The sequence below is a fragment of the Rhodospirillales bacterium genome (genome assembly GCA_028824295.1).
Classification (GTDB): Bacteria; Pseudomonadota; Alphaproteobacteria; order TMED109; family TMED109; genus VXPW01.
In genome coordinates this window covers 378,783-399,197 of sequence record JAPPED010000003.1, presented here as the reverse complement: position 1 = coordinate 399,197, position 20,415 = coordinate 378,783, and the positions used below count along the sequence as shown (strand labels likewise).

At 65.6% G+C, this 20,415-nt stretch carries 14 protein-coding genes and 1 pseudogene; 7 read left to right on the top strand and 8 right to left on the bottom strand.

From position 1 onward, the window contains the following. Nucleotides 1–73: 73 nt before the first annotated feature. The 4 genes from OXH60_03155 to OXH60_03140 form a co-directional block, all read right to left on the bottom strand. Complete coding sequence (locus tag OXH60_03155) at nucleotides 74–1,348, bottom strand: aromatic ring-hydroxylating dioxygenase subunit alpha (protein MDE0711112.1); 1,275 nt, start codon at nucleotides 1,346–1,348, stop codon at nucleotides 74–76. A 55-nt stretch (nucleotides 1,349–1,403) separates the two neighbouring features. Next, nucleotides 1,404–1,691 (bottom strand): hypothetical protein, encoded by a 288-nt coding sequence (locus OXH60_03150; protein ID MDE0711111.1) that lies wholly within the window; start codon nucleotides 1,689–1,691, stop codon nucleotides 1,404–1,406. After that, complete coding sequence (locus OXH60_03145) at nucleotides 1,688–2,290, bottom strand: TetR/AcrR family transcriptional regulator (protein MDE0711110.1); 603 nt, start codon at nucleotides 2,288–2,290, stop codon at nucleotides 1,688–1,690. The genes OXH60_03150 and OXH60_03145 overlap by 4 nt, the downstream gene beginning before the upstream one ends. Nucleotides 2,291–2,789: 499 nt before the next feature. Then, nucleotides 2,790–4,172, bottom strand: coding sequence for a pyridoxal-phosphate dependent enzyme (locus OXH60_03140; protein ID MDE0711109.1), 1,383 nt, complete (start codon nucleotides 4,170–4,172; stop codon nucleotides 2,790–2,792). A 108-nt stretch (nucleotides 4,173–4,280) separates the two neighbouring features. On the opposite strand from OXH60_03140, the gene OXH60_03135 reads away from it, so the two are divergent. The 4 genes from OXH60_03135 (at nucleotide 4,281) to OXH60_03120 (ending at nucleotide 10,268) form a co-directional block, all read left to right on the top strand. Next, a complete protein-coding gene (locus tag OXH60_03135; GenBank protein MDE0711108.1) occupies nucleotides 4,281–5,663 on the top strand; it encodes an FAD-dependent oxidoreductase in 1,383 nt (460 codons plus the stop codon). A 200-nt stretch (nucleotides 5,664–5,863) separates the two neighbouring features. Next, nucleotides 5,864–8,035: a malate synthase G gene (locus OXH60_03130; GenBank protein MDE0711107.1), complete on the top strand. Its 2,172-nt coding sequence runs from the start codon at nucleotides 5,864–5,866 to the stop codon at nucleotides 8,033–8,035. 166 nt (nucleotides 8,036–8,201) lie between these two features. Beyond that, on the top strand, nucleotides 8,202–8,819 hold the full coding sequence (locus OXH60_03125) for a glutathione S-transferase family protein (protein MDE0711106.1): 618 nt from the start codon (nucleotides 8,202–8,204) through the stop codon (nucleotides 8,817–8,819). Nucleotides 8,820–8,939: 120 nt separating this feature from the next. Beyond that, nucleotides 8,940–10,268, top strand: a complete 1,329-nt coding sequence (locus OXH60_03120; protein MDE0711105.1) for an amidase — start codon at nucleotides 8,940–8,942, stop codon at nucleotides 10,266–10,268. 259 nt (nucleotides 10,269–10,527) lie between these two features. On the opposite strand, the gene OXH60_03115 is transcribed toward OXH60_03120, so the two are convergent. The 3 genes and pseudogenes from OXH60_03115 to OXH60_03105 form a co-directional block, all read right to left on the bottom strand. Then, a complete protein-coding gene (locus OXH60_03115; GenBank protein MDE0711104.1) occupies nucleotides 10,528–11,559 on the bottom strand; it encodes an alpha-ketoacid dehydrogenase subunit beta in 1,032 nt (343 codons plus the stop codon). Between the two features lie 18 nt (nucleotides 11,560–11,577). Next, a pseudogene (locus OXH60_03110) lies at nucleotides 11,578–12,456 on the bottom strand (thiamine pyrophosphate-dependent dehydrogenase E1 component subunit alpha). Nucleotides 12,457–12,839: 383 nt separating this feature from the next. Continuing rightward, nucleotides 12,840–14,252, bottom strand: a complete 1,413-nt coding sequence (locus OXH60_03105; GenBank protein ID MDE0711103.1) for an amidase family protein — start codon at nucleotides 14,250–14,252, stop codon at nucleotides 12,840–12,842. Nucleotides 14,253–14,714: 462 nt separating this feature from the next. Between OXH60_03105 and OXH60_03100 the strand changes: the two genes are divergently transcribed. Then, complete coding sequence (locus tag OXH60_03100; protein MDE0711102.1) at nucleotides 14,715–15,992, top strand: CmcJ/NvfI family oxidoreductase; 1,278 nt, start codon at nucleotides 14,715–14,717, stop codon at nucleotides 15,990–15,992. Between the two features lie 486 nt (nucleotides 15,993–16,478). Continuing rightward, nucleotides 16,479–17,360: a metFprotein gene (locus OXH60_03095; GenBank protein ID MDE0711101.1), complete on the top strand. Its 882-nt coding sequence runs from the start codon at nucleotides 16,479–16,481 to the stop codon at nucleotides 17,358–17,360. Between the two features lie 114 nt (nucleotides 17,361–17,474). Here OXH60_03095 and OXH60_03090 read toward each other — a convergent pair whose 3' ends face one another. Next, on the bottom strand, nucleotides 17,475–18,923 hold the full coding sequence (locus OXH60_03090; GenBank protein MDE0711100.1) for a short-chain fatty acyl-CoA regulator family protein: 1,449 nt from the start codon (nucleotides 18,921–18,923) through the stop codon (nucleotides 17,475–17,477). A 175-nt stretch (nucleotides 18,924–19,098) separates the two neighbouring features. Between OXH60_03090 and aceA the strand changes: the two genes are divergently transcribed. Further along, nucleotides 19,099–20,391 carry an isocitrate lyase gene (gene aceA, locus OXH60_03085; GenBank protein ID MDE0711099.1) on the top strand — a complete coding sequence of 431 codons (1,293 nt, stop codon included), beginning with the start codon at nucleotides 19,099–19,101 and terminating at the stop codon, nucleotides 20,389–20,391. The last annotated feature ends 24 nt before the right edge of the window (nucleotides 20,392–20,415 follow it).

Genomic DNA, 20,415 nt, shown 5'->3' with positions numbered 1-20,415 from the left:
GCAGTCAGGCCGCCTGCGCGCGACCACTCCGAACAGCGAAGACAGCGGACTCGAGGCAGCTTCCGGTGCGGCGCTACCCGCTGCCGAGCACCGCTTCGGCGGGCTGGGCAGCGAAGCTGTCCTGGGTCGAGCCTGGAACCGGTGTGAGGTAGTCCAGCACGTTGCGCTGAAAGAACTCCAGCGGTGCCTCGGCGCCGGCTCCGGCGGCGAGGCGCCCACACCGGTACGCCGGCGAGCGCAACGAGCGCTGCAGCTTTTCGCAAATCCACACGTCTTCCCAGTGGAAGTCCCCGATCTCGAGCGGATGCTGCTTGAGGCACGAGAGTCGAAGCAGACCGCTGGCAGGGTCGTAACCGGGCATGTCCTCGACGTTCTCTCCGCCGAGCCACCTTCTCCACTCCCCGCCCTTCCGTCCCCACGCGCGCGTGTGCAAGCGGGTGAGGTCGGCCGTCACGGCATCCAGTCTCGACACGACCAGCTCAGTTGGCGTGGCCGTCACGATGGTGTTCGGAAACAGTACGAACACACCGCCGTATTCGCCTGTTTCAGCGCCCTCTATGGGAAGTTGACCGGTATCGATCCCGGCCCGAGCGATCCCTTCGGGCAGGCAGGTCTTTCGACCGGTCTCCGTCGAGTACCAGACCAAATGGCGGCCGTGCACATCCCAGACATTGCGGTCGGCACGCGGGCCTCCGAGCGTCTCGCTGTGCAGGTACGCCAGGTGGTACCCGTCGATGGCGTTTTCCAAGAATACCTTCCAGTTGCAGTGGATCTCGTAGGTCAACTCGAGCCCGGCGCTCATTCGCTCGAACCGGTGCGGCCAGAGAACTGATTCCAGGTCGGCGTGCCAGGCCACGAAATCCGCTTGGGGATCTGGGTTTACGAAGATCAGCCCCCCCAGCTCGCCGATTGCCGCCGGGAGCAGGGAGTACGCATCGGTGTCCAGGTCGGCGAAACATCGCGCATGCATCGGCACTGCACGCAACGACCCGTCTAGGTCGTAGGTCCAGCGGTGATACGGGCACGAAATGCGCGCCCGGTCCAGCCGTCCGGAGCCCTCGACGAGTTCCGTCCCCCGATGTCGACACAGGTTGTGAAAGGCGCGGAGCGTTCCGCTCTCATCACGGAGGACCATCAGGGGATAGTCGCCGACCGACACCGTCACGTAGTCGCCGGACATCGCAAGATCCTGTGCCACTCCCGCGTAGGTCCAGCAGCGCCCAAACAAGTCGCGACGCTCACGCTCAAACCACGCCCGACTCACGTAGGCGTCGCGCGGCAGCTGCTGCGCGGGCTGGTCCGGCATCGTGTGGCCGGTCCGGCCTCGCCCGCCCGCTGCGTTCTTCATTGCGTGCTTGGTGTCCATTGTTTGCGGGAACGCTGCTCCTTCGCTCGACCTGCGCCTAGGCCAGCCGCCAAGCCAGATCTGCGTACAGAGTCCAGAGGCCAAACCAGGCCCACATCCCGTTGATGCACCAATAAAGGATGGGGTTGCGTCCCTTCGCAATGCGCTCGATCAGGAATGCCTCCCGCTGCCGGAGACCGACGACCACCCAGTAGAGAAAGAGCAATCCCCACGGCCAATACCATTCCAAGAGCGTCGCGGTCAGCAGTGCCACAAGCACGGTGACGGTGAGCGGCTTGAAGCCGAGCTGGGCGGCTCGCCGGCGCACATCGGAAAAGGCCATCATCCGCCCCTCGACAGGCCGGACAGGAATGTGCGGCAGGCGAGCGCGGCCGCGTGCCGCGGGGCAATGGAGCCGTCGCGCACAGCCGACCAGGCCGCATAGATCAGGGAGTCGACGATCAGCACTGCCCAGTCGATCGGCACGTCCGGCGCCAGCGTGCCGTCCCGCCTCATCCAGTGCATCATTTCTTCGACTTCGCGGAGCTGGCGGGCGTAGGCCTCTCCCACCTCGCTGCCGGCGGCAGCAGGCGCCATCACCATGAGAAAGTGGTAACGGTCGCCAAGGGGAACCATCGCTTCGAAGACGGCGAGGAGGAACTCGCTGCTGGTCGTGTTTTCCCAGCGGATGGCGCGCACGGCTGCATCGGTTTCCTCGATTGCCTGCCGGCTGATCGCGTCGATCAGATCGCTTCGGCCCGGAAAATGCCGATAGAGGGTGGCGCGGCCTACCCCTGCTGCCTCGGCAATCGTCGTCAAAGACGCATCCGGGTTTCCCGCAAGAACACCCACGGCAGCATCGATAATGGCTGCGCGGCTTGGTCGTCGCCTTGGCGGTGACAGGGTCTGCGAATCTCTTGGTTGCACAGGAGACACTCCCGACATGACACTCTAATGATACAATTATGTCTCATATGATTCAATAGTGTCTCTCCTGATCTTGATGATGCGAGTACCCGCGACGTCCGCCGGTCCAGTCGGTCGGGTTCGTTGACCGCTAGGGCAGTTTCGGCGCTTCGAGAAGTACGGCTGCGTTGGAGCGCGCCACGCTCTCGCCGAACGGCAGGTGCAGCCAAACCAAGACAACAGCCCTCAGGTGATCGCTGCCCGGGTACCGCCCCGGCGGCAGGGGGTGCCGGTTGCGCCGGCTGTGGACGATGCGTCGCTCCGATCGGCGGGCGCTTGACACATGCCCCGGTTCGGGGAGCCGTCGGCCGCACTATCTTGTTCAGGAATCCGTCCAATCCGCGCACCGCGAATCACTCGAAGCGTCGCCTCGCTCGCGGAATCAATTCAGGACGAGCAGCCGTGAAGCAGGTCCGGCCGTGACTCCGCGATTGGCCGGTCGCAAACGTCCAGCAAGCCGGCCGGGCTACCTGAAGCCTCAGCTCCGTGCGGCGAGGAACTCCACCATGTCGATCTTCGAGATCACGCCGACGACATCGCTGCCTTCGACCACCATGGCCACGTTCTCCTCGTCGAAGACGTCCTGCACCTTGGCCAGCGAGTCATCGAGCCCCACCATCCCGTGCATGGGCTTCGCGGCCCGGAGGACATCGCCGTCGGCCGTGCACTCGCCCCGTACCATGCCCTGGAGCAAGTCGACCTCGTGGATGATCATCAAGGGATCACGTGCGTCGCTCGTGTGGATCGGCATTTGCGAGATGCCGAGCTCTGCCATGCGCTTGGCGACGTCGGCGATGGTCTCGTCACCACGCGCAAACTCAACCTGACCGGGCTTGAACTCGAGCAGCTCCCGCACCGTGCCCAGACGCTGCTCGGGGCCGAGATAGCCCATGTCGCGCATCCACTCGTCGTCGAAGCACTTGCTGAGGTAGCGGTCACCCGAATCGGGGATGATCACGACGACGATCTTCCCAGGGCCCAGGCGGCGGGCGACATCGAGTGCGCCGTGCACCGCGGTACCGGCGGAACCGCCCGCGAAGATGCCCTCGCGACGGGCCAGCTCGCGCGCGGCGACGAACGAGTCCTTGTCCGATACCTCGATCACCTCGTCGATGACCGAGAAGTCCAGGGTCCCGACCATGAAGTCATGGCCGATCCCCTCGACCCGGTAGATCCCCGGCTCGCGAATCTCGCGCTCGTTGAACGCGTCGTAGTACATGCTGCCGATCGGGTCGGGGCACGAGACGAACAGCGAGCGACCCGCTTCGGCGGCCTTCTCCCGCAGGTACTTCGCCGCACCCGAGATGGTGCCCCCAGTGCCGATCCCGCCCACCAAGGCGTCGATCTGGCCATCGGTCTGCTCCCAAATTTCAGGGCCGGTCGTCAGGTAGTGGGCCTCGGGGTTGTCCATGTTGTAGTACTGGTCGGTGTAGAAGCCGCTCGGGGTTTCCGATGCGACGCGCTTGGCGACTTCCACGTAGCTTTCGGGGTGATCGTGCGGCAGGTCGGTGCGGGTGATGATGACCTCGGTGCCGTACGCCTTGAGCATGTCGACCTTCTCCTTGCTCATCTTGTCCGGCATCGTGCAGATGCAGCGGTACCCGCGCACCGCTGCCGCCATCGCGAGTCCGAGCCCGGTGTTGCCCGAGGTGCTTTCCACCAGCGTCGATCCCGGCCCGAGCAGGCCTGCCTCCTCTGCCCGGCGAATCATGTTCCAGGCCATTCGGTCCTTGACCGATCCCGCAGGGTTGTATTGCTCGAGCTTGGCCAGGACCGTCGCCATGCGCGAATCAGCCATGCGATTCAGCTTGACCAGCGGCGTATTGCCGATGAGATCGAGAATGGTCTCGGCGTACTGCATGCCTGGTACCCTCCCCCGGCGACCGTCCCGGACAATCGCGGCGCCCAAATCTTACCGAATGCGACTCCGACGTGACCGGCTGCCCATGGCGGTTGCCGGATCCCCGGCATGAACGGGCGGGCGGCCGAAGTCGTCATCGTCGGCGCGGGGATCGCCGGCGTCTCTGCGGCGTTCCATCTCGCGGTGCGGCAGGGCACCAAGAGAGTGGTCATCGTCGACGCCGGCGATCCGCTGGGGCTCACCAGCGATAAGTCGACCGAGTGTTATCGCAACTGGTGGCCGGGCCCGGGCGACGCAATGGTCGCGTTCATGAACCGCAGCATTGACCTGCTCGAGCGGCACGAGCGAGAGAGCCATGGAAGACTGCGGCTGAACCGTCGCGGCTATCTCTTTGCCACGGCCGAGCCCTCGCGCATCACCACGTTGCATGCTCTCGCAGGCGAAGCGCAGGCGCTGGGCGCCGGACCGCTTCGCGTCCACGACCGCCCCGTGTCGAACGGTTCCTATCTCCGATCGCCGGCCCATGGCTTCGAAGGCGTCCCGTCCGGGGCTGACCTGATCACCGACCCCGCCCTCATCCGCGCCGAATTTCCCTACCTCGATTCCTCGGTCGTCGCGGTGCTGCATGCACGGCGGTGCGGTTGGCTGAGCGCGCAGCAGCTGGGCATGTGGATGCTCGAGCAGGCGCGGGCGCACGGCGTGGATCTGATTCGGGGACGCGTGACCGACGTCGACACGCGCGGCGGTCGCGTGCGCTCGGTGGCGGTGGAGGGGCCAGGCGCGGCGACGACGATCGCCACCCCAACACTGGTGCTGTCGCCCGGCCCGCACCTCGCCGACGTCGCTGGCCAGCTCGACGTCAAGCTTCCGGTTGCCTGCGAGTGCCATGTGAAGGTGTCGTTCCGCGACAGCGAGCAGGCCGTTCCCGGCGACGCGCCCCTCCTGATATGGGCCGATCCCGTTCAATTGGAGTGGTCGGACGAAGAGCGGGCCGATCTCGCTGCCGATGCCAGGACACGCCGGCTCATCGAGATTCTGCCGGCCGGCGTGCACGGCCGACCCGAAGGGACGCCCGGCAACCAGTGGCTGCTGATGCTGTGGTCCTACGACACCGACAGCGTCCCCCCGGTGTTCCCGATACCGACCGACGAGCATCTGCCGGAGGTCGCGTTGCGCGGCTGGTCACGCATGCTGCCTTCGCTGAAGCGCTATTTCTCGCGGCTGCCGCGCATGACTCTCGACGGCGGCTACTACACGAAGACGCCGGAGAATCGACCCCTGGTGGGTCCCCTCTCCGTCACCGGCGCTTTCGTGAACGCTGCCTACTCGGGCTTCGGAATCATGGGTGCCTGCGCGGGAGGCGAGTTGCTCGCGGCCCATGTCTGCGAAACACCCCTGCCCCGCTACGCCCCGGCCTTCCTGCCGGCCCGGTTCGATGACCCCGCGTATCTCGATGCCTTCACGGATGCAGGTGCGGCCGGCCAGCTCTAGCCGCCACTGCTGTCGATCTGCGGATCAGGACCCGCATTCGCCGTAATCCGGTGACCGGCGCACGTTCGAACGCGCAGGTCGCCGGTCTCCTAAATCACCGTGCCGGTCCCCTTGCGCCCACTTCTCGATCAATTCGCGCGATTGCCGTGTGAAGCCAGTCTTGTTAGACCTGCAACCCCGCAGTTCGGAGCGTCGGTACCATGGTCGAAAGAGTGCGAGTCGGACAAAGCCAGATCGCGGTCGAGCTGCACGCCTTTGTCCAGAATGAGGTTCTGCCGGGACTTAACCTCGCGAGTGACGCCTTCTGGCAAGACTTCGACGCTCTCCTCCACGACCTCGCGCCCGTGAACCGCGACCTCCTTGCCCGTCGCGGGGCGCTGCAGGCCGAGATCAACGCGTGGCACCGCGCCCGCCGCGGCCAGCCCGTGGATCCCGACGACTACCGTGGCTTTCTCGCCGACATCGGCTATCTCGTGCCCGAGGGGCCCGATTTCAGCATCGAGACGTCCCATGTCGACGAGGAGATCGCGCAGATTGCGGGGCCCCAGCTCGTCGTGCCGGTGACCAACGCACGCTACGCCCTCAATGCCGCCAACGCGCGCTGGGGCAGCCTTTACGACGCCCTCTACGGAACCAATGCCATTCCGGAGGAGGAAGGCGCGACCCGGGTCGGCGGGTACAACCCGGCCCGCGGCGAGAAGGTCATCGCGTGGACGCGGAATTTCCTGGACGAGGCAGTGCCACTGGCCAGCGGCTCGCATGGCGACGTCCTCGCCTATCGGGTCGAGGGCGGGACCCTGTCTGCGGACATGCCAGGCGGTGCGACCCGCCTGGCCGGACCCGGCGTCCTCGCCGGCTACCGGGGTGACCCGGCGGCTCCCGAGGCCGTGCTGCTGCGCCACAACGGGCTGCACATCGAAATCGCGATTGACCGAACCCATCCAGTCGGCCGGACGGACAAGGCGGGCGTTTCGGACGTCGTGCTCGAATCGGCCGTGACGACGATCGTCGACTGCGAGGATTCCATCGCCGCCGTCGACGCCGAAGACAAGGTTCTCGCGTATCGCAACTGGCTCGGCCTGATCAAGGGCGACCTCACCGCGAGCTTCGACAAGGGCGGGCAGACGGTCGAGCGCCGCCTCAACCCCGAGCGCCGCTACATCGGTGCCGACGGCGGCGAGATCACGCTGCCGGGCCGCTCGCTGATGCTCGTCCGCAATGTCGGTCACCTGATGGACTGTCCGGCGGTCCTGGACGGAGAAGGCCGCGAGGCGCCGGAGGGCATCCTCGATGCGGTGTTCACGTCCCTGATCGCGCTCCACGACCTCAAGGGCGATACAGCTCATGGTAACAGCCGGGCCGGCTCCATCTACATCGTGAAGCCCAAGATGCACGGGCCGGAGGAAGTCGCGTTCGCGAATACCCTGTTCGGCCGTGTCGAGGACCTGCTGGGCCTCGAGCGCTACCGGATCAAGATCGGCATCATGGACGAGGAGCGGCGCACCACCGTCAATCTCAAGGAGTGCATCCGAGCAGCGCACCGGCGGGTGGCGTTCATCAATACCGGCTTCCTGGATCGCACTGGGGACGAGATCCATACGTCGATGGAAGCCGGTCCAATGATCCGCAAGGCGGACATGAAGGCCGCGTCCTGGCTGCGCACCTACGAGGACTGGAACGTCGACATCGGCATCACCTGCGGCCTGCGCGGCCGTGCCCAGATCGGCAAGGGCATGTGGGCCATGCCGGATCTCATGGCCGAGATGCTGGAGCAGAAGATCGGGCACCCGACGGCCGGCGCCGACACGGCGTGGGTGCCCTCGCCCACCGCCGCCACCCTGCATGCGACCCACTACCACCGAGTCAGCGTCGCGGAGCGTCAGGAAGAAATTGCCGGCCGGACGCGGGCCGATCTGCGCAGCATCCTGTCAATCCCGGTGGCGCCCCGCCCCAACTGGACGCCGGAGGACATTCGCGCCGAACTGGAGAACAACGCCCAAGGCATCCTTGGCTACGTCGTCCGCTGGGTGGACCAGGGCATCGGCTGCTCGAAGGTTCCGGACATCAACGACATCGGCCTCATGGAAGACCGTGCCACCTGCCGGATCTCCAGCCAGCACATGGCCAACTGGCTGCGCCACGGGGTCTGCTCCGAGGACGAGGTACAGGCGACGATGCGCAAGATGGCCCAGATGGTCGACCGGCAGAACGCCGACGACCCGGCCTACACGCCGATGGCGCCGGGCTTTGACGGGCCCGCATTCAATGCCGCCTGCGAGCTCGTCTTCCAGGGCCGGGAGCAGCCCTCCGGTTACACCGAACCAGTGCTCCACCGGCGGCGGGCTGAGCGGAAAACCGGCGACGCGGCCTGACGAAGACGGACACACGCGTGTCGCGGCGCGGCCGGCTATCACCCTTGGCGCTTGTCCCCAGTCGAGGGCGGGTGGACGCCCGCGGCCTGCGCGAGCCGGGCCGCAACGGCGCTAATGCCGCGACCATGGCGCCGGCCAACGCGATGCCGGCGCAAAGGACGTTGCCGTGAGCTACACCCTCTACAACCGCCCGGGTTCAGGCGGGTTCGTGGTCGAAGCTGCGCTCACGCTGGCGGACGCGCCGTTCGTGCTGATCGAGCTGGATTCGAAGGCGGGCACGCCGCTGCCCGCGAGCTTTCGCGAAACCAATCCCTGGTGCCAGCTACCGACGCTGATCCTCCCGGACGGGACAACCATGACGGAGACGTCGGCGATCCTGGTTCACCTTGCGCTTTGCTTCCCGAACAAACGCCTCGCCCCCGAAGCAGGCACGCCGGCACATGCGTCGTTCCTGCGCTGGACAACCTTCGCGAACGTCAACCTTTACGAAGCTGTACTGCGGCGGGGCTACCCTTTCCGCTTCACGCATGACTCCGACGGCCATGATGCGCTGCGGAGCGCCGCCATCCAGCGCCTGGACGAGGCGCTCGCCCTGGTCGAGGCGCATGTCGAGGGACCCTTCCTGCTCGGCGAGGAGCTGACCGTTGCGGACATCTATCTGGCCATGCTCCTCGTCTGGCATCACGGCGAGGTCGAGGTGCCGCGCCTCACCGAAATCAAGAACCGGGTTCGCGAACACCCCGTCGTGGGACCCATCTGGAAGCGGCATTTCGGCGACCACTAGGAAGCGGTGGACCAGCTCGACAGGCCGCTCTTTCCACCCGACACCACCCTCCGTGATCCATGGCGGCAGGACCCTGAATACTCCCTAAGACTCTCCAGATAAGCATCGAAGGGAAAAGACGTGTCAGATCCGTACACGATCACCGCGACGGAGGCGGCGGTCCGGATGGCGAGCGGCGAACTCACCTCGGTGCAGCTCGTCGAATCCTGCCTTGAACGGATCCACGCCAGGGAAAGAGAAGTCTGCGCCTGGGCACATCTCGATGAGAACTTGGCGTTGAACGCCGCCCGCGTCGCCGATGCGACCGAACCCAAGAGTCCGTTTCACGGCATACCGTTTGGCGTCAAGGACATTATCGACACCGTGGACCTGCCGACCGAATGCGGCACGCCGATTCGCGCCGGACGCCGGCCAACCAAGGACGCGGCCTGCGTCGCCAAGATGAAGGCGGCCGGGGCAGTCATGATGGGGAAGACCGTCACCACCGAGTACGCGCTCTACCATCCGGGCAAGACCCGGAACTCGCTCAACCTCGCCCACACCCCCGGCGGCTCTTCGAGCGGATCCGCAGCCGCGGTCGCCGATTCGATGGTGCCGGTCGCATTCGGCAGCCAGACCTCCGGTTCCCTCATTCGGCCGGCCGCGTTCTGCGGCATCTGCGCATTCAAGCCGACGCGAGGCATCACGGACATTTCCGGGATGCTGCAGCTGGAACCCGACTTCGACACGCTTGGCTATTTCGGACGGGATTTCGACGATCTCGCGACCTTCTTCGCCATCGTCCATGACCACACGCCGCGGCCGCTGGACGACGGCATCGGCCGCAAACCGAGAATCGGGCTCTGCCGGACGCCGATGTGGCCCCATGCAGAGCAGGCGAGCATCGATGCCGTCGAGGCGGCGGCGGAGCAGCTGAGATCGATCGGTGCCGACGTCCAGGAGGTTCGCCTGCCGTCTTCGTTCGATAGTTTGCTCGAGACCCATGCCACCATCCTCAAGGCCGCGCTCACCCGGAGCCTGGGCGAGGACTACCGGCACCATCGGGACCGAATGAGCCCGGTGCTTCGCGGAATGATCGAGGCCGGTTTCGCTGTGCCCAAGGATCAGGAGAAGGCCCTGCGCACCCACACTGAGGAGTGCCGGGCTTCAATCAACCACGCCTTCGGCGATCGGGACGCTTTTCTCTGTCCGAGTGTCGTGGGCGAAGCGCCCGAGGGCATTTCGGCGACGGGAAGTCCCGTTTTCCAGGCGATGTGGACACTTCTCAACGTCCCGATTGCCGGGATTCCTGGCGCGGTGGGGCCGGCCGGGCTGCCCGTGGGGATCCACCTCGTCGGCCGTCGGGGTGATGACGAGACAATTCTCCGTCTTGGAAAGTGGTTCCACACCCGGCGCGTCGCCGATTCGCTTTCCGCCAACGGCCCCCGTCACACGAACCACGGAAATTGAGCGTTGTTACAGACCGTTGCGCCTCCCCCCGTCCAGCGAGGAGACTGTTGCAAAGGTCTGACTGATCTGGGCGACCGTGTCAATCCGTGGTGGCTTCAATTCTCTGCCTCCAGGTCTCCAGCGCCCGATTCAGCAATCATCCGCTAGGAGGCAGTGGTCCGTCAGCTAGACGAAGGAAAGATACTCCCTCCAAGGATTTGCTTTAATGGTTATTCCAGGAAAGCAGTGAAGGCTTGCGGGAGCCAACGATCCCGGTGACCTACAGCAACGCCCGCACCGCCTCCACGATCCGTTCCTGAGAAGGGATGACCTCGAGCTCGAGGCGGTCGTTGTAGGGCATCGGCGTATGGGGGGCGCCCAGCCGCGCCACCGGGGCATCAAGATGATCGAAGGCCTTGGTCCCCACCATGGCGGCAACCTCTGCGCCAAAGCCGCCGCGCACGCAGGCTTCGTGCACGACGAGGAGGCGATTGGTCTTGCGCACGGACGCGAGGATCGTCTCCTCGTCCAGCGGCTGCAGCGTGCGGGGGTCAACGACCTCCACACTGATGCCATCGCGCTCCAGCACCGTGGCGGCGCTCAACGCCCGGGGCACCATCGCAGACGTTGCCACGACGGTCACATCCGTGCCTTCGCGCTTGATGTCCGCCTTGCCGAGGGGGATGGCGTAGAGTTCCTCCGGCACCGGACCCGTCGCGCCGACATAGAGAAGCTTCTGCTCGAGGAAGATCACCGGGTTGTCATCGCGGATTGCGGCAACGAGCAACCCCTTCGCGTCATACGGGGTCGACGGCGCTGCCACCACCAATCCCGGCACATGGGTGAACCAGGCTTCCAGACTCTGGCTGTGCTGGGCCGCGAGGCGGATCCCGCCACCCTGGGGACCGCGCACCACCAGGGGCACGGACGGCTTGCCGCCCAGCATGAAGCGGAATTTCGCCGCCTGGTTGACCAGCATGTCCATGGTGAGCGCCACGAAGTCAAAGATCTGGATCTCCACTACCGGCCGCATCCCGGCGATGGCAGCGCCGACGCCGCAACCGACGAACGTGGCCTCGGAAATCGGCGTGTCGCGAACCCGCTCCGGCCCGTACCGGTCCATCAGTCCGGTGGAGACACCGAAGATGCCGCCGGTGGCGCCGACGTCCTCGCCCATGAGGAAGACGCGGTCGTCCCGCAGCATTTCCTGGTTCAGCGCCTCGTTGAGCGCTTCGGGGTAGGAAAGCGTTCGCTCCGTGTCGGGCCCTGGTTCGGTATGCGCCGCGTGCGGGGCGTAGACCGCATCCAGCATCACCTGGACCGGAGGCTCCGGGCTGTCACGGCCGTAGCTGACGGCGGTTTCCAGCTCCTCTTCCACCGCCCGGCCGGTTTCGCTGAGCTGCTCGTCGGTGAAGCCGCCTTCGCCGGTGAGCCGCTTTTCCATGCGTGCGATGGGGTCGCGGTCCAGCCACGACTCGAGCTCTTCCTCCGGACGCGGATCCCGCAAGTTGACGCGGAGCGAGTGTTGGCCGTGACGGTAGGTCATCGCCTCGATCAGCGTTGGGCCCTCCCCGGCCCGGGCGCGCTCCACCGCTTCGCGCAGCACCAGGTAGACCTCCACCCCGTCGTTGCCGTCCACCGTGATGCCGGGAATTTCGTAGGAAGCCGCCCGGTTCGCGACCTGGGAAACCGAGGTTGTGTTCCGGTACGAGGTCGAGAGCGCGTACTGGTTGTTCTCGCACACAAAAATCACCGGCAGCTTCCACACGGCCGCCAGATTGAGCGATTCGTGGAAGACGCCCTGGTTGGAAGCGCCATCGCCGAAAAACGCCACCGCTACCCGGTCGGTCCCCTGCAGCTTGGCGGCCAGGCCCGCGCCAGTGGCAAGCGGCATGGCGGCCCCCACAATGCCGTTGGCGCCCATGATGTTGAGCTCCATGTCGGCAATGTGCATGGAGCCGCCGAGCCCCTGGCAGTAGCCGGTCTGGCGACCCATCAACTCGGCCATCATGCGGTCGATGCGAGCGCCCTTGGCGATGCAATGACCGTGGCCCCGATGGTAGGAAGCGATGATGTCGTCATCGCGGAGCGCTTCGCAGACCCCGGCGGCGATGGCCTCCTCGCCCTTGTAGCTGTGCGCCGTGCCCTTGACGACGCCTTCCTCGAACAGGTCGGCAGTCTTGTCCTCAAAGGCGCGGATGCGGCGCATGGTGACGTAGAGGTCCTGGAGTGTCTCGGCCCCGATGGTGACGTTGCTCATCGCGCCTTCGTTCATCGCCTGTCGCCTCCCGCATTCGCAGCTTCGCCCGGATGCATGGTTCTGGACAGCCGTCCGGCCCGCCACTCCAGGCTGATCGCCGCGGTTTCCCTCTCCCCTACTCTACCGTCCCGCGATGGCCGGTGTTCGCCGATCGCTTGCGCAATGAAAGCCCGCGATCGACGCACGATGCCCTGGCGCGACGTGACGGCCTGGTAGCCGACCCAGATGGTCCCCTCACTGAACGTGCCGGCGACGCCGACCTGGCGCGGGACCTCTTCCAAGATCCGCAATCGGTTCGGACGCCGACTGGTCGACCGGCCTGAAGGATCGGCTCAAAGCTGCGGGCGGTGCTGGGCCCAGGGCCGCGCCGCCTCAAAGGCGGCCGCGGCCTGCAGGACGCCGAGATCGTCCAGCCGGCGTCCCACGATCTGCAGCCCGACCGGCAGGCCGGCAGGCGTGAATCCGCAGGGTACCGACGCAGCCGGGTTGTGCGACATGTTGAACGGGTAGCTGAACTGCGCCCATTGCAGCCAGTTCCATTCGTGCTGCGGCCAGTCCGACGGCGACAGCTGGTCTGCCGGAAATGCCGCGACCGAGACAGCGGGCGTCAGCAGGAAATCGTAATCCGTGAAGAAGCGCTGGATCGCCTCCACGTAGGCGAGCTTGCGCCCCCGCATGGCCAGGTAGTCCTCGGCGCGATAGCCCTGGCCGTCCCGGATGCAGGCGACCAGTCCGGGATCCATCCGGTCACCGTACTCTTCGAGATACCCGGCGAAATTGGTTTCATGCGCTGCCCAGAAGAACCGGCCGATCTCTGGGCCGTCCGGTCCCCAGGCCGGGACGATCTCCTCGATCTCGGCGCCGAAGCCGGCAAACACCTTGACCGCCGCCACCACCAACTCCGCCACCTCGGCGTCGACGCGGGCATGGCCGAGGTCGGGGCTGTAGGCGATCCTGGCGCCCGACAGCTGCTCGCCCTCGCCAAGGAGGACCGGGTAGTCGGCAGGCTGTGCCTCGAGACTGTAGTGATCAAGCGGATGCGGGCCTGCGATCGTGCGGAGCATCAGCGCCGCGTCCATGACCGTCCGGGTCATCGGCCCCACGTGACTCGCCTGGTCGACATTGCCGATGGGAAGATGCGGCACGCGACCATAGCTCGGCTTCAGGCCGAAGACGCCGCAGAAGTGGCTCGGCATGCGAATGGAACCGGCGCCGTCCGAGCCCTGGTGAAGCGGGCCGTAGCCGGCGGCCGCAGCAGCCCCGGCGCCCGCCGAGGATGCGCCGGCATTCATTCCGTGGGCCCAGGGATTGTGCGTGATGCCGGTCAGCGGACTCTGGCTGACCCCCTTCCACCCGTGCTCAGACGTTGTCGTCTTGCCCAGCGATATCGCGCCGGCCGCCTCGAGGCGTTCCACACACGGAGCGTTCTCGGTGGGGATCACCCCTTGCGAAGTGAAGGAGCCTCGTTCGGTCGGAATTCCGGCCGTATTGGTCAGGTCCTTGATCGTGACCGGAACGCCGTGGAGGGCGCCGAGCGCAGCGCCCGACATCACCTTGGCTTCCGCCTGCCTCGCAGCGTCGGAGGCCCGTTCGGCCGTGAGCGTGGCGAATGCATTGAGCCTCGGTTCAAGCCGCTCGATGCGGCTCAGCACCGTGTCAACGATTTCCACTGGTGAGAGTTCGCGCGCCGCGACGGCCGACGCCAGCACGCTCGCGGGAGCGAAACAGAGATCCTCTCCGTTCATCGGCTCCCTCCGGCGCCCGGTTTCCCTGGCAGATACGAATCGGGCCCAGGACTGCAATCCAGAATAAGGTGCGGGCGCCGCTCCGGATAGGGCCGCTGCGGCGGCAGGCCGGATGACCAACTGCAGCACTGGGAAGCCACGATCATGTGGGGAGCGATCATCGTCGACGTGATCGGGGAAATGTATACGCGAAGCGTCACCGCGTAGAGCAGCCGCATTGAAAGTTTGACACATGCGCACAGACCCGAGAGGGCGGAACCGACCCTGTATGACCAGGGGCCCGGAACCAAACCGCGACTCGATGCGCGGCGGGGCGCAGCCCCCCAAGCTAACCCCCTGAATCGGTGCTGAGCGCCGCGGCCGCCGGGTCGATCCAGCGGCGCGCAGCTGGCCTGCCGAACCGCTAGAAAATGCAGGTCCGGTGTGCCACGATGGGCGACCTTCGGCGGGAGAACGCATGTCATGGACCAGCACGAAGCCATCGAGACCCACGTTGCGGCGGACGCGGAGGCAGTGTCGTCGGCCTACGTGCCAACCTTCGAACTCACGGAAGGCCAGCCACCGCCGATCGCCGCAAATGGCGGCGTGTCCTACATGTCATTCGAACGCGGTGGGGACGCGGGCACCGGTGCTGCGCTGGACGCGGCCTTCAAGCAGATCGCGGATGGCCAAGCGCGGGCGTTTGTCGAGGAGCTGGGAAACGCACCTCCGGGCCCGATCCAGACCAAGTGGGGGGTCGGGTTCCGGAAGTACGCGGAATGCCTGGACTACATTCGGGCGAACGGGATCGAAGCCCCCGAGGGCGGCCTGGCGCTGCCGCTGCGCTACACCGTTTACGAGGAGCCGTCCTACACCGTCGTGCCCTCCAACTCGCTCTGGCGCGACCCGGCCCGCTCCGACGAAACGAAGATACTGCGACAGGCCGAGGACGACCTCCAGCGGCGCAACCTCTATTTCCCGCAGGTGATGCGCGACGCCCGGCGGATCGGCGAGTACTACCCCGGGCTGTCCGTGAACAGCCCCGAGTGCATGGACAAGCTCGGTGTGTCGCTGGCCCACCTCGAATCCAAGTGCGCGGACTTCTACGACTCAGCTGAGGTTCAGCGCGTCTTCTATCCGGAGATCGAGAAGCTTCTCCTGGAGTTCTTTCCCGGTGCGACCGACGCGCTGGTCTACAACCACGACGTCTTTAACAAGAACTACGAGGGCGACCGCACGGAGGACCAGGACGCCAAGAACCCGGGCGTGAACGCCAGATACGCCAACCTTGTGCACAACGATCTGAACGACAACAGTGGCCGCGTCCGCTGTCGCGAACTGCTGACGAAGAACCTGCGGAACTTCGGACGCACGCAGCACTACACCGAGGCCGAAGCCGACGCGAAGATGTCGCGGCGGTTCATGTCGATCAATCTCGCCAAGCCGATGGAGACGGTGGGCCAGTTCCCGTTCGTCCTCTGCGCCTGGCCGTCGTTCGCGGACCAGCCCTACATCACCAATTACCGCATTTACGACGACCGTGTCGGTGAGACCACCCGCTTCACCTACCGGTCCGAACACGAATGGTACTGGATTCCCCAGCAGAAACCGACCGAGGTGTCGATGCTGAAGTGCTACGACTCGGTCACGGACGGCTCGGTTTCACGCTGGTCGTTCCACACCGCCTGCATCGATCCGACCACGCCCATCGACGCACCCTGCCGCAAGAACGTCGTGGTCCGCTCCTACGTGTTCTTCTAGGCGCCGGTCGGAGGCCCTTGCCGCCACCGTGATTTCCTTGGGCGTCGACCCGGCTGCGGGCTAGCCATCCGCGAAGCTGGCACGCCGCGGGGCGGCGGAGTCGTCCGTTCGGCCGGACATCAGGCGGCGCGGCCAGGTGCGTCAGCGACCGCAAGCCACCGGTCGGATACCGGAACATTCGCGTTCTTCGTGTTGCTCGGCCATGCGAACGATGTGTCTACCGCCGCCCGATCCGACCGGCGGTCTCGACCACGCAACCGCCGTTGCGATGGACGCGGAATGCGTCCTCCACGCCAATGCCCCGGCAATCTATGTTCGCTGCGGTGGGTCACCTGAGCAGCGCGTGCTAGGTTGCGCGACTTCTCCGATCCTGAGCGGTCGTGGCACCCGGCACGGCGGCAAGACCGCGGTGCTCGAGACATCACGTGAAGTCGTGACGCTTCGTGCCCGTTTTGCCTTGCGATCAACAGGCCAAGGACAGTGACCATGAAGATCACTGAAGGTTTCTCGATCGAAGCGCTGCCCAGGACAGCGGCACTGGAGACCGACTTTCGCGAGCTGCTGCCGACAGGAACCCGAATCTATATCGCCCATGTCCCGGGAACCCCGATCGAGGACATGGTCACTGCCGCCCAACGTCTGTGCGAACAGGGCTTTCCAGTGATGCCTCATGTTCCCGCGCGCCTGGTCGACAGCAGATCGACCCTGGAGAGCTGGCTGGGACGGTACCGAGAGGCGGGCGTCGAGGAAGCGCTGGTGATCGGCGGGGATGTGTCAGTCCCGGCCGGCGCCTATTCCAGCGCCATCGAACTTCTGGAAACGGGGCTCTTCGACCGGCTCGGGTACACCAGGCTCCATGTCGCGGGCCATCCCGAAGGCAACCGCGACATTGACCCGAACGGCGGTACCCAATTGGTCGACGAAACGTTGCTCTGGAAGGACAGGTTCGCCCGGGACGGGACCGACTGCCGAATGGCCGTGGTCACCCAGTTCGCCTTCGATCCGGCACCGATCGTCGCTTGGGCCAACCGCTTGCAGGCCATGGAGGCGACCTTGCCGGTCCACGTGGGTGTTGCGGGCCCCGCCAAGCTCAAGACGCTCATCCGCTATGCGCTCAGTTGCGGAATCGGCCCGTCCTTGTCGGTTCTGAGGAAACGGGCCCGTGATCTGACGAAGCTGCTCCAACCCTATTCGCCGGACGACCTGGTGGCCGCCGTTGACGATTTCACAAGCCTTCGCCCCGACAGCAATATCGAACAGATTCATCTGTTCCCCTTCGGCGGTATCGCGGCCAGTGCGCGTTGGGCCGCTAGGGCGCAGCAACCGACAACGCGCGAACATCCCGACAGCATCAGGTCGGCCGTGTAGGCACCAGCCACCCGCATCCGGTGGGGACGCGCCTACGAGTTCACCGCGACCACCCTGTGCCGCTGTCGGGAGTCCCGGCACGGCCAACCGCGTGCAGTGACGGTCCGAGACCCATCACGCCGGCGTAAACGTGAATGGCGTGCTGCGCCGCACGTTCTCGTCGATTTTCAAGCGATAGTTGAGCGGCGGATGCGCCCGCTGCTGGCAGTCCAGGCGCTCGCAGACACGGCATGCGACACCGATCGGCGTCGCTGTCCGCTCGCTGCCGAGGTCGAGGCCGTCCGCATAGACGAGCTGTCCGGCGTCCCGGATATCGCATCCCAATCCGATGGCGTGTTGCGGCGGTTGTTCCCAGGTGCGGGACTCGATCTGATCGACGGTTCGAGCGATTGTGAAGAACCGCGAACCGTCCGACATGGCCGCGATCTGGGTACGGATCTGGCCGGGCATGCGAAACGCATCGTGCACGATCCAGCGCGGACAGGTGCCGCCGAATCGGGCGAAGTGAAATCCGCCGCCGCTCAGACGTTTGGAGACGTTGCCGGCGTTGTCGACCCGGATGAAGAAGAAGGGCACCCCGCGGGCGCCGCGCCGTTCCAGGGTGGTCAGGCGGTGGCACACCTGCTCGAAGCTGGCGCCGAAACGGCGCTGCAGGATCTCGATGTCGTAACGCAGGGTCTTGGCGGCGTCGAGGAACCGTCCGTAGGGCATCATGACGCAGCCCGCGAGGTAGTTGGCGAGCGACAGGCGGCAGAGGCGTTCGGCCTCCGGACTGGAGAGTTCCGCGCGCTCCACGTGGCGGTCGAGCAGGTCACGGTGCGCCCAGTAGGCGACCTGGACCGCCAGCTGAAAGCATCGCCCTGCGGGCGCCAGCAGTTCCGAAAGCAGCACGCGTCGTCGGTGGAAGTCGAAGCGGCGCATGGTCTCGGGCATCACGTCGACGGGCAGCACGCGGACCGAGATTCCGTGGACATCGAGCAGGTACTTGCTGAGACCGCCGAACACGTCGGTCGGATCCAGACCGGCTTCGGTCCACAGGGCTTCGGCACTCACTTCGATCTCGGGGAAATGATTCGATTCTGACTGCAGGTAGTCCCGGACCTCCTCCACGGGGAAGACCGCACCACCGATCCCCTGCGCCGCGTCCCGGCTTGCCACCTGCTCCGCTAGGACCTGGGAATCCTCCCGCAATTCCCGGTAGGACTTGTACAACCTGAGAACCGCCTCGGCCGCCGTCGGCCCCGCTTCCGCGACGGCGCGGACGTCCGCCTCGCGCACCGGTCTGTCCCCGAACAGCGGATCGCCAAAGACCTCACGGAGGGCCGCGTAGAGCCGTGCGTTGTCGTCCTCGGCGAATTCCTTGAGATCGATGTCAAACGCCTGTCCAAGCCGGAACAGGAGCTGGACCGTCACCGGGCGCTGATTGTGTTCAATGAGATTCAGGTAGCTCGGCGAAATCTCGAGCTGTTCCGCCATCTCGCTCTGCTTGAGGCCAAGCCCGGCGCGGAACCGGCGAAGCTTGTGTCCCAGCAGGACTTTTCGTTCGATGGATCGGTCGTTCATTGGCGCGGTCCGCAGGCGAGGGATTTTCAATATTTACTACTTCACAAAATACAAATTTGCAAAATTATCTTTGTGACTCGTTTTCATACAAAAGGCTATGGACTATTCCAGATTTTGTGAACTAGATTTGGCGTAGATAACGGACCAGCGGGAGCTGGGAGCGGAGGACCGACCGATGCAACGGGAAATGGAGCAATTCACGCGGGCCCCTTCCGGCCGCTTCGCCAACATCCGCCGGGATTACACAGTTGCTGATGTCGAACGGCTCGCTGGCAGCCTTCGTGTCGAGCACACCCTTGCGCGCCGGGGTGCGGAGCGACTGTGGCAGCTGCTGCAGTCCGACGAGCCCGTGCGCGCGCTCGGCGCCGTGACCGGCAACCAGGCTATGCAGATGGTGCGGGCCGGCCTCAGGTCTATCTACCTGTCCGGATGGCAGGTTGCCGCGGACAACAACAAGGCAGGCTCGATGTTTCCCGATCAGAGCCTGTACCCGAGCGACAGCGGGCCCGAACTCGTCCGGCGCATCAACAACACCCTGCGTCGGGCCGATCAGATTCAGACGCTCGACGGCACCGGCGGAATCGACTGGTTCGCCCCCATCGTCGCCGACGCCGAGGCAGGGTTTGGCGGTGTCCTGAACGCGTTCGAAGTCACCAAGGCCTACATCGAGGCCGGCGCCGCAGGTATCCACATTGAGGACCAGCTCGCTTCCGAGAAGAAATGCGGACACATGGGCGGGAAGGTCCTCATCCCCACCCAGCAGCACATCCGCAACCTGCAGGCGGCGCGCCTCGCGGCCGACGTCATGGGCGTGCCCACCGTGATCCTCGCGCGAACCGACGCGGAAAGCGCCAAGCTCATCACGAGCGACATTGACGAAAGGGATCGCGAGTTCCTCACCGGCGAGCGCGCGGCAGAAGGCTTCCACCGCCTGAAGGAAGGAACGAGCTTTCAGCGCTGCGTGGCCCGCGGCCTAGCCTACGCGGAGTATGCCGACCTCATATGGATGGAGACGTCGACCCCCAACCTGGACCAGGCGCGACGCTTCGCAGAAGCCATTCACGAGGAATACCCGGGCAAGCTGCTGTCCTACAACTGCTCGCCTTCATTCAACTGGTCGGCCCACCTCGACGTTTCCGCGATGGAACGTTTCCAGCGCGAACTTGGCGCCATGGGCTACAAGTACCAGTTCGTGACCCTGGCCGGGTTCCACGCGCTGAATTACGGCATGTTCGAACTCGCCGAGGCGTACCGCGACCGGGGCATGGCCGGGTATGCCGACCTGCAGGGATCCGAGTTCGGGGCGGAGGCCCGCGGATACACCGCGACGCGCCACCAGCACGAAGTGGGCACCGGTTACTTCGACGCCGTGGGCGAGGTGATCGCGGGCGGGCACTCATCGACGACCGCCCTCGGCGAGTCGACCGAAACCGCCCAATTCCAAGCGCCGGCCTTGGCCGCCGCATAGCGCGCATCAAGCGACAGGAGACAG

Coding starts and splice junctions, on each gene's coding strand:
- OXH60_03155 (MDE0711112.1), bottom strand. CDS start 1,348: ATGAAGAACGCAGCGGGCGGGCGAGGCCGGACCGGCCACACGATGCCG.
- OXH60_03150 (MDE0711111.1), bottom strand. CDS start 1,691: ATGATGGCCTTTTCCGATGTGCGCCGGCGAGCCGCCCAGCTCGGCTTC.
- OXH60_03145 (MDE0711110.1), bottom strand. CDS start 2,290: ATGTCGGGAGTGTCTCCTGTGCAACCAAGAGATTCGCAGACCCTGTCA.
- OXH60_03140 (MDE0711109.1), bottom strand. CDS start 4,172: ATGCAGTACGCCGAGACCATTCTCGATCTCATCGGCAATACGCCGCTG.
- OXH60_03135 (MDE0711108.1), top strand. CDS start 4,281: ATGAACGGGCGGGCGGCCGAAGTCGTCATCGTCGGCGCGGGGATCGCC.
- OXH60_03130 (MDE0711107.1), top strand. CDS start 5,864: ATGGTCGAAAGAGTGCGAGTCGGACAAAGCCAGATCGCGGTCGAGCTG.
- OXH60_03115 (MDE0711104.1), bottom strand. CDS start 11,559: ATGCTGGATGCGGTCTACGCCCCGCACGCGGCGCATACCGAACCAGGG.
- OXH60_03105 (MDE0711103.1), bottom strand. CDS start 14,252: ATGAACGGAGAGGATCTCTGTTTCGCTCCCGCGAGCGTGCTGGCGTCG.
- OXH60_03100 (MDE0711102.1), top strand. CDS start 14,715: ATGGACCAGCACGAAGCCATCGAGACCCACGTTGCGGCGGACGCGGAG.
- OXH60_03095 (MDE0711101.1), top strand. CDS start 16,479: ATGAAGATCACTGAAGGTTTCTCGATCGAAGCGCTGCCCAGGACAGCG.
- OXH60_03090 (MDE0711100.1), bottom strand. CDS start 18,923: ATGAACGACCGATCCATCGAACGAAAAGTCCTGCTGGGACACAAGCTT.
- aceA (MDE0711099.1), top strand. CDS start 19,099: ATGCAACGGGAAATGGAGCAATTCACGCGGGCCCCTTCCGGCCGCTTC.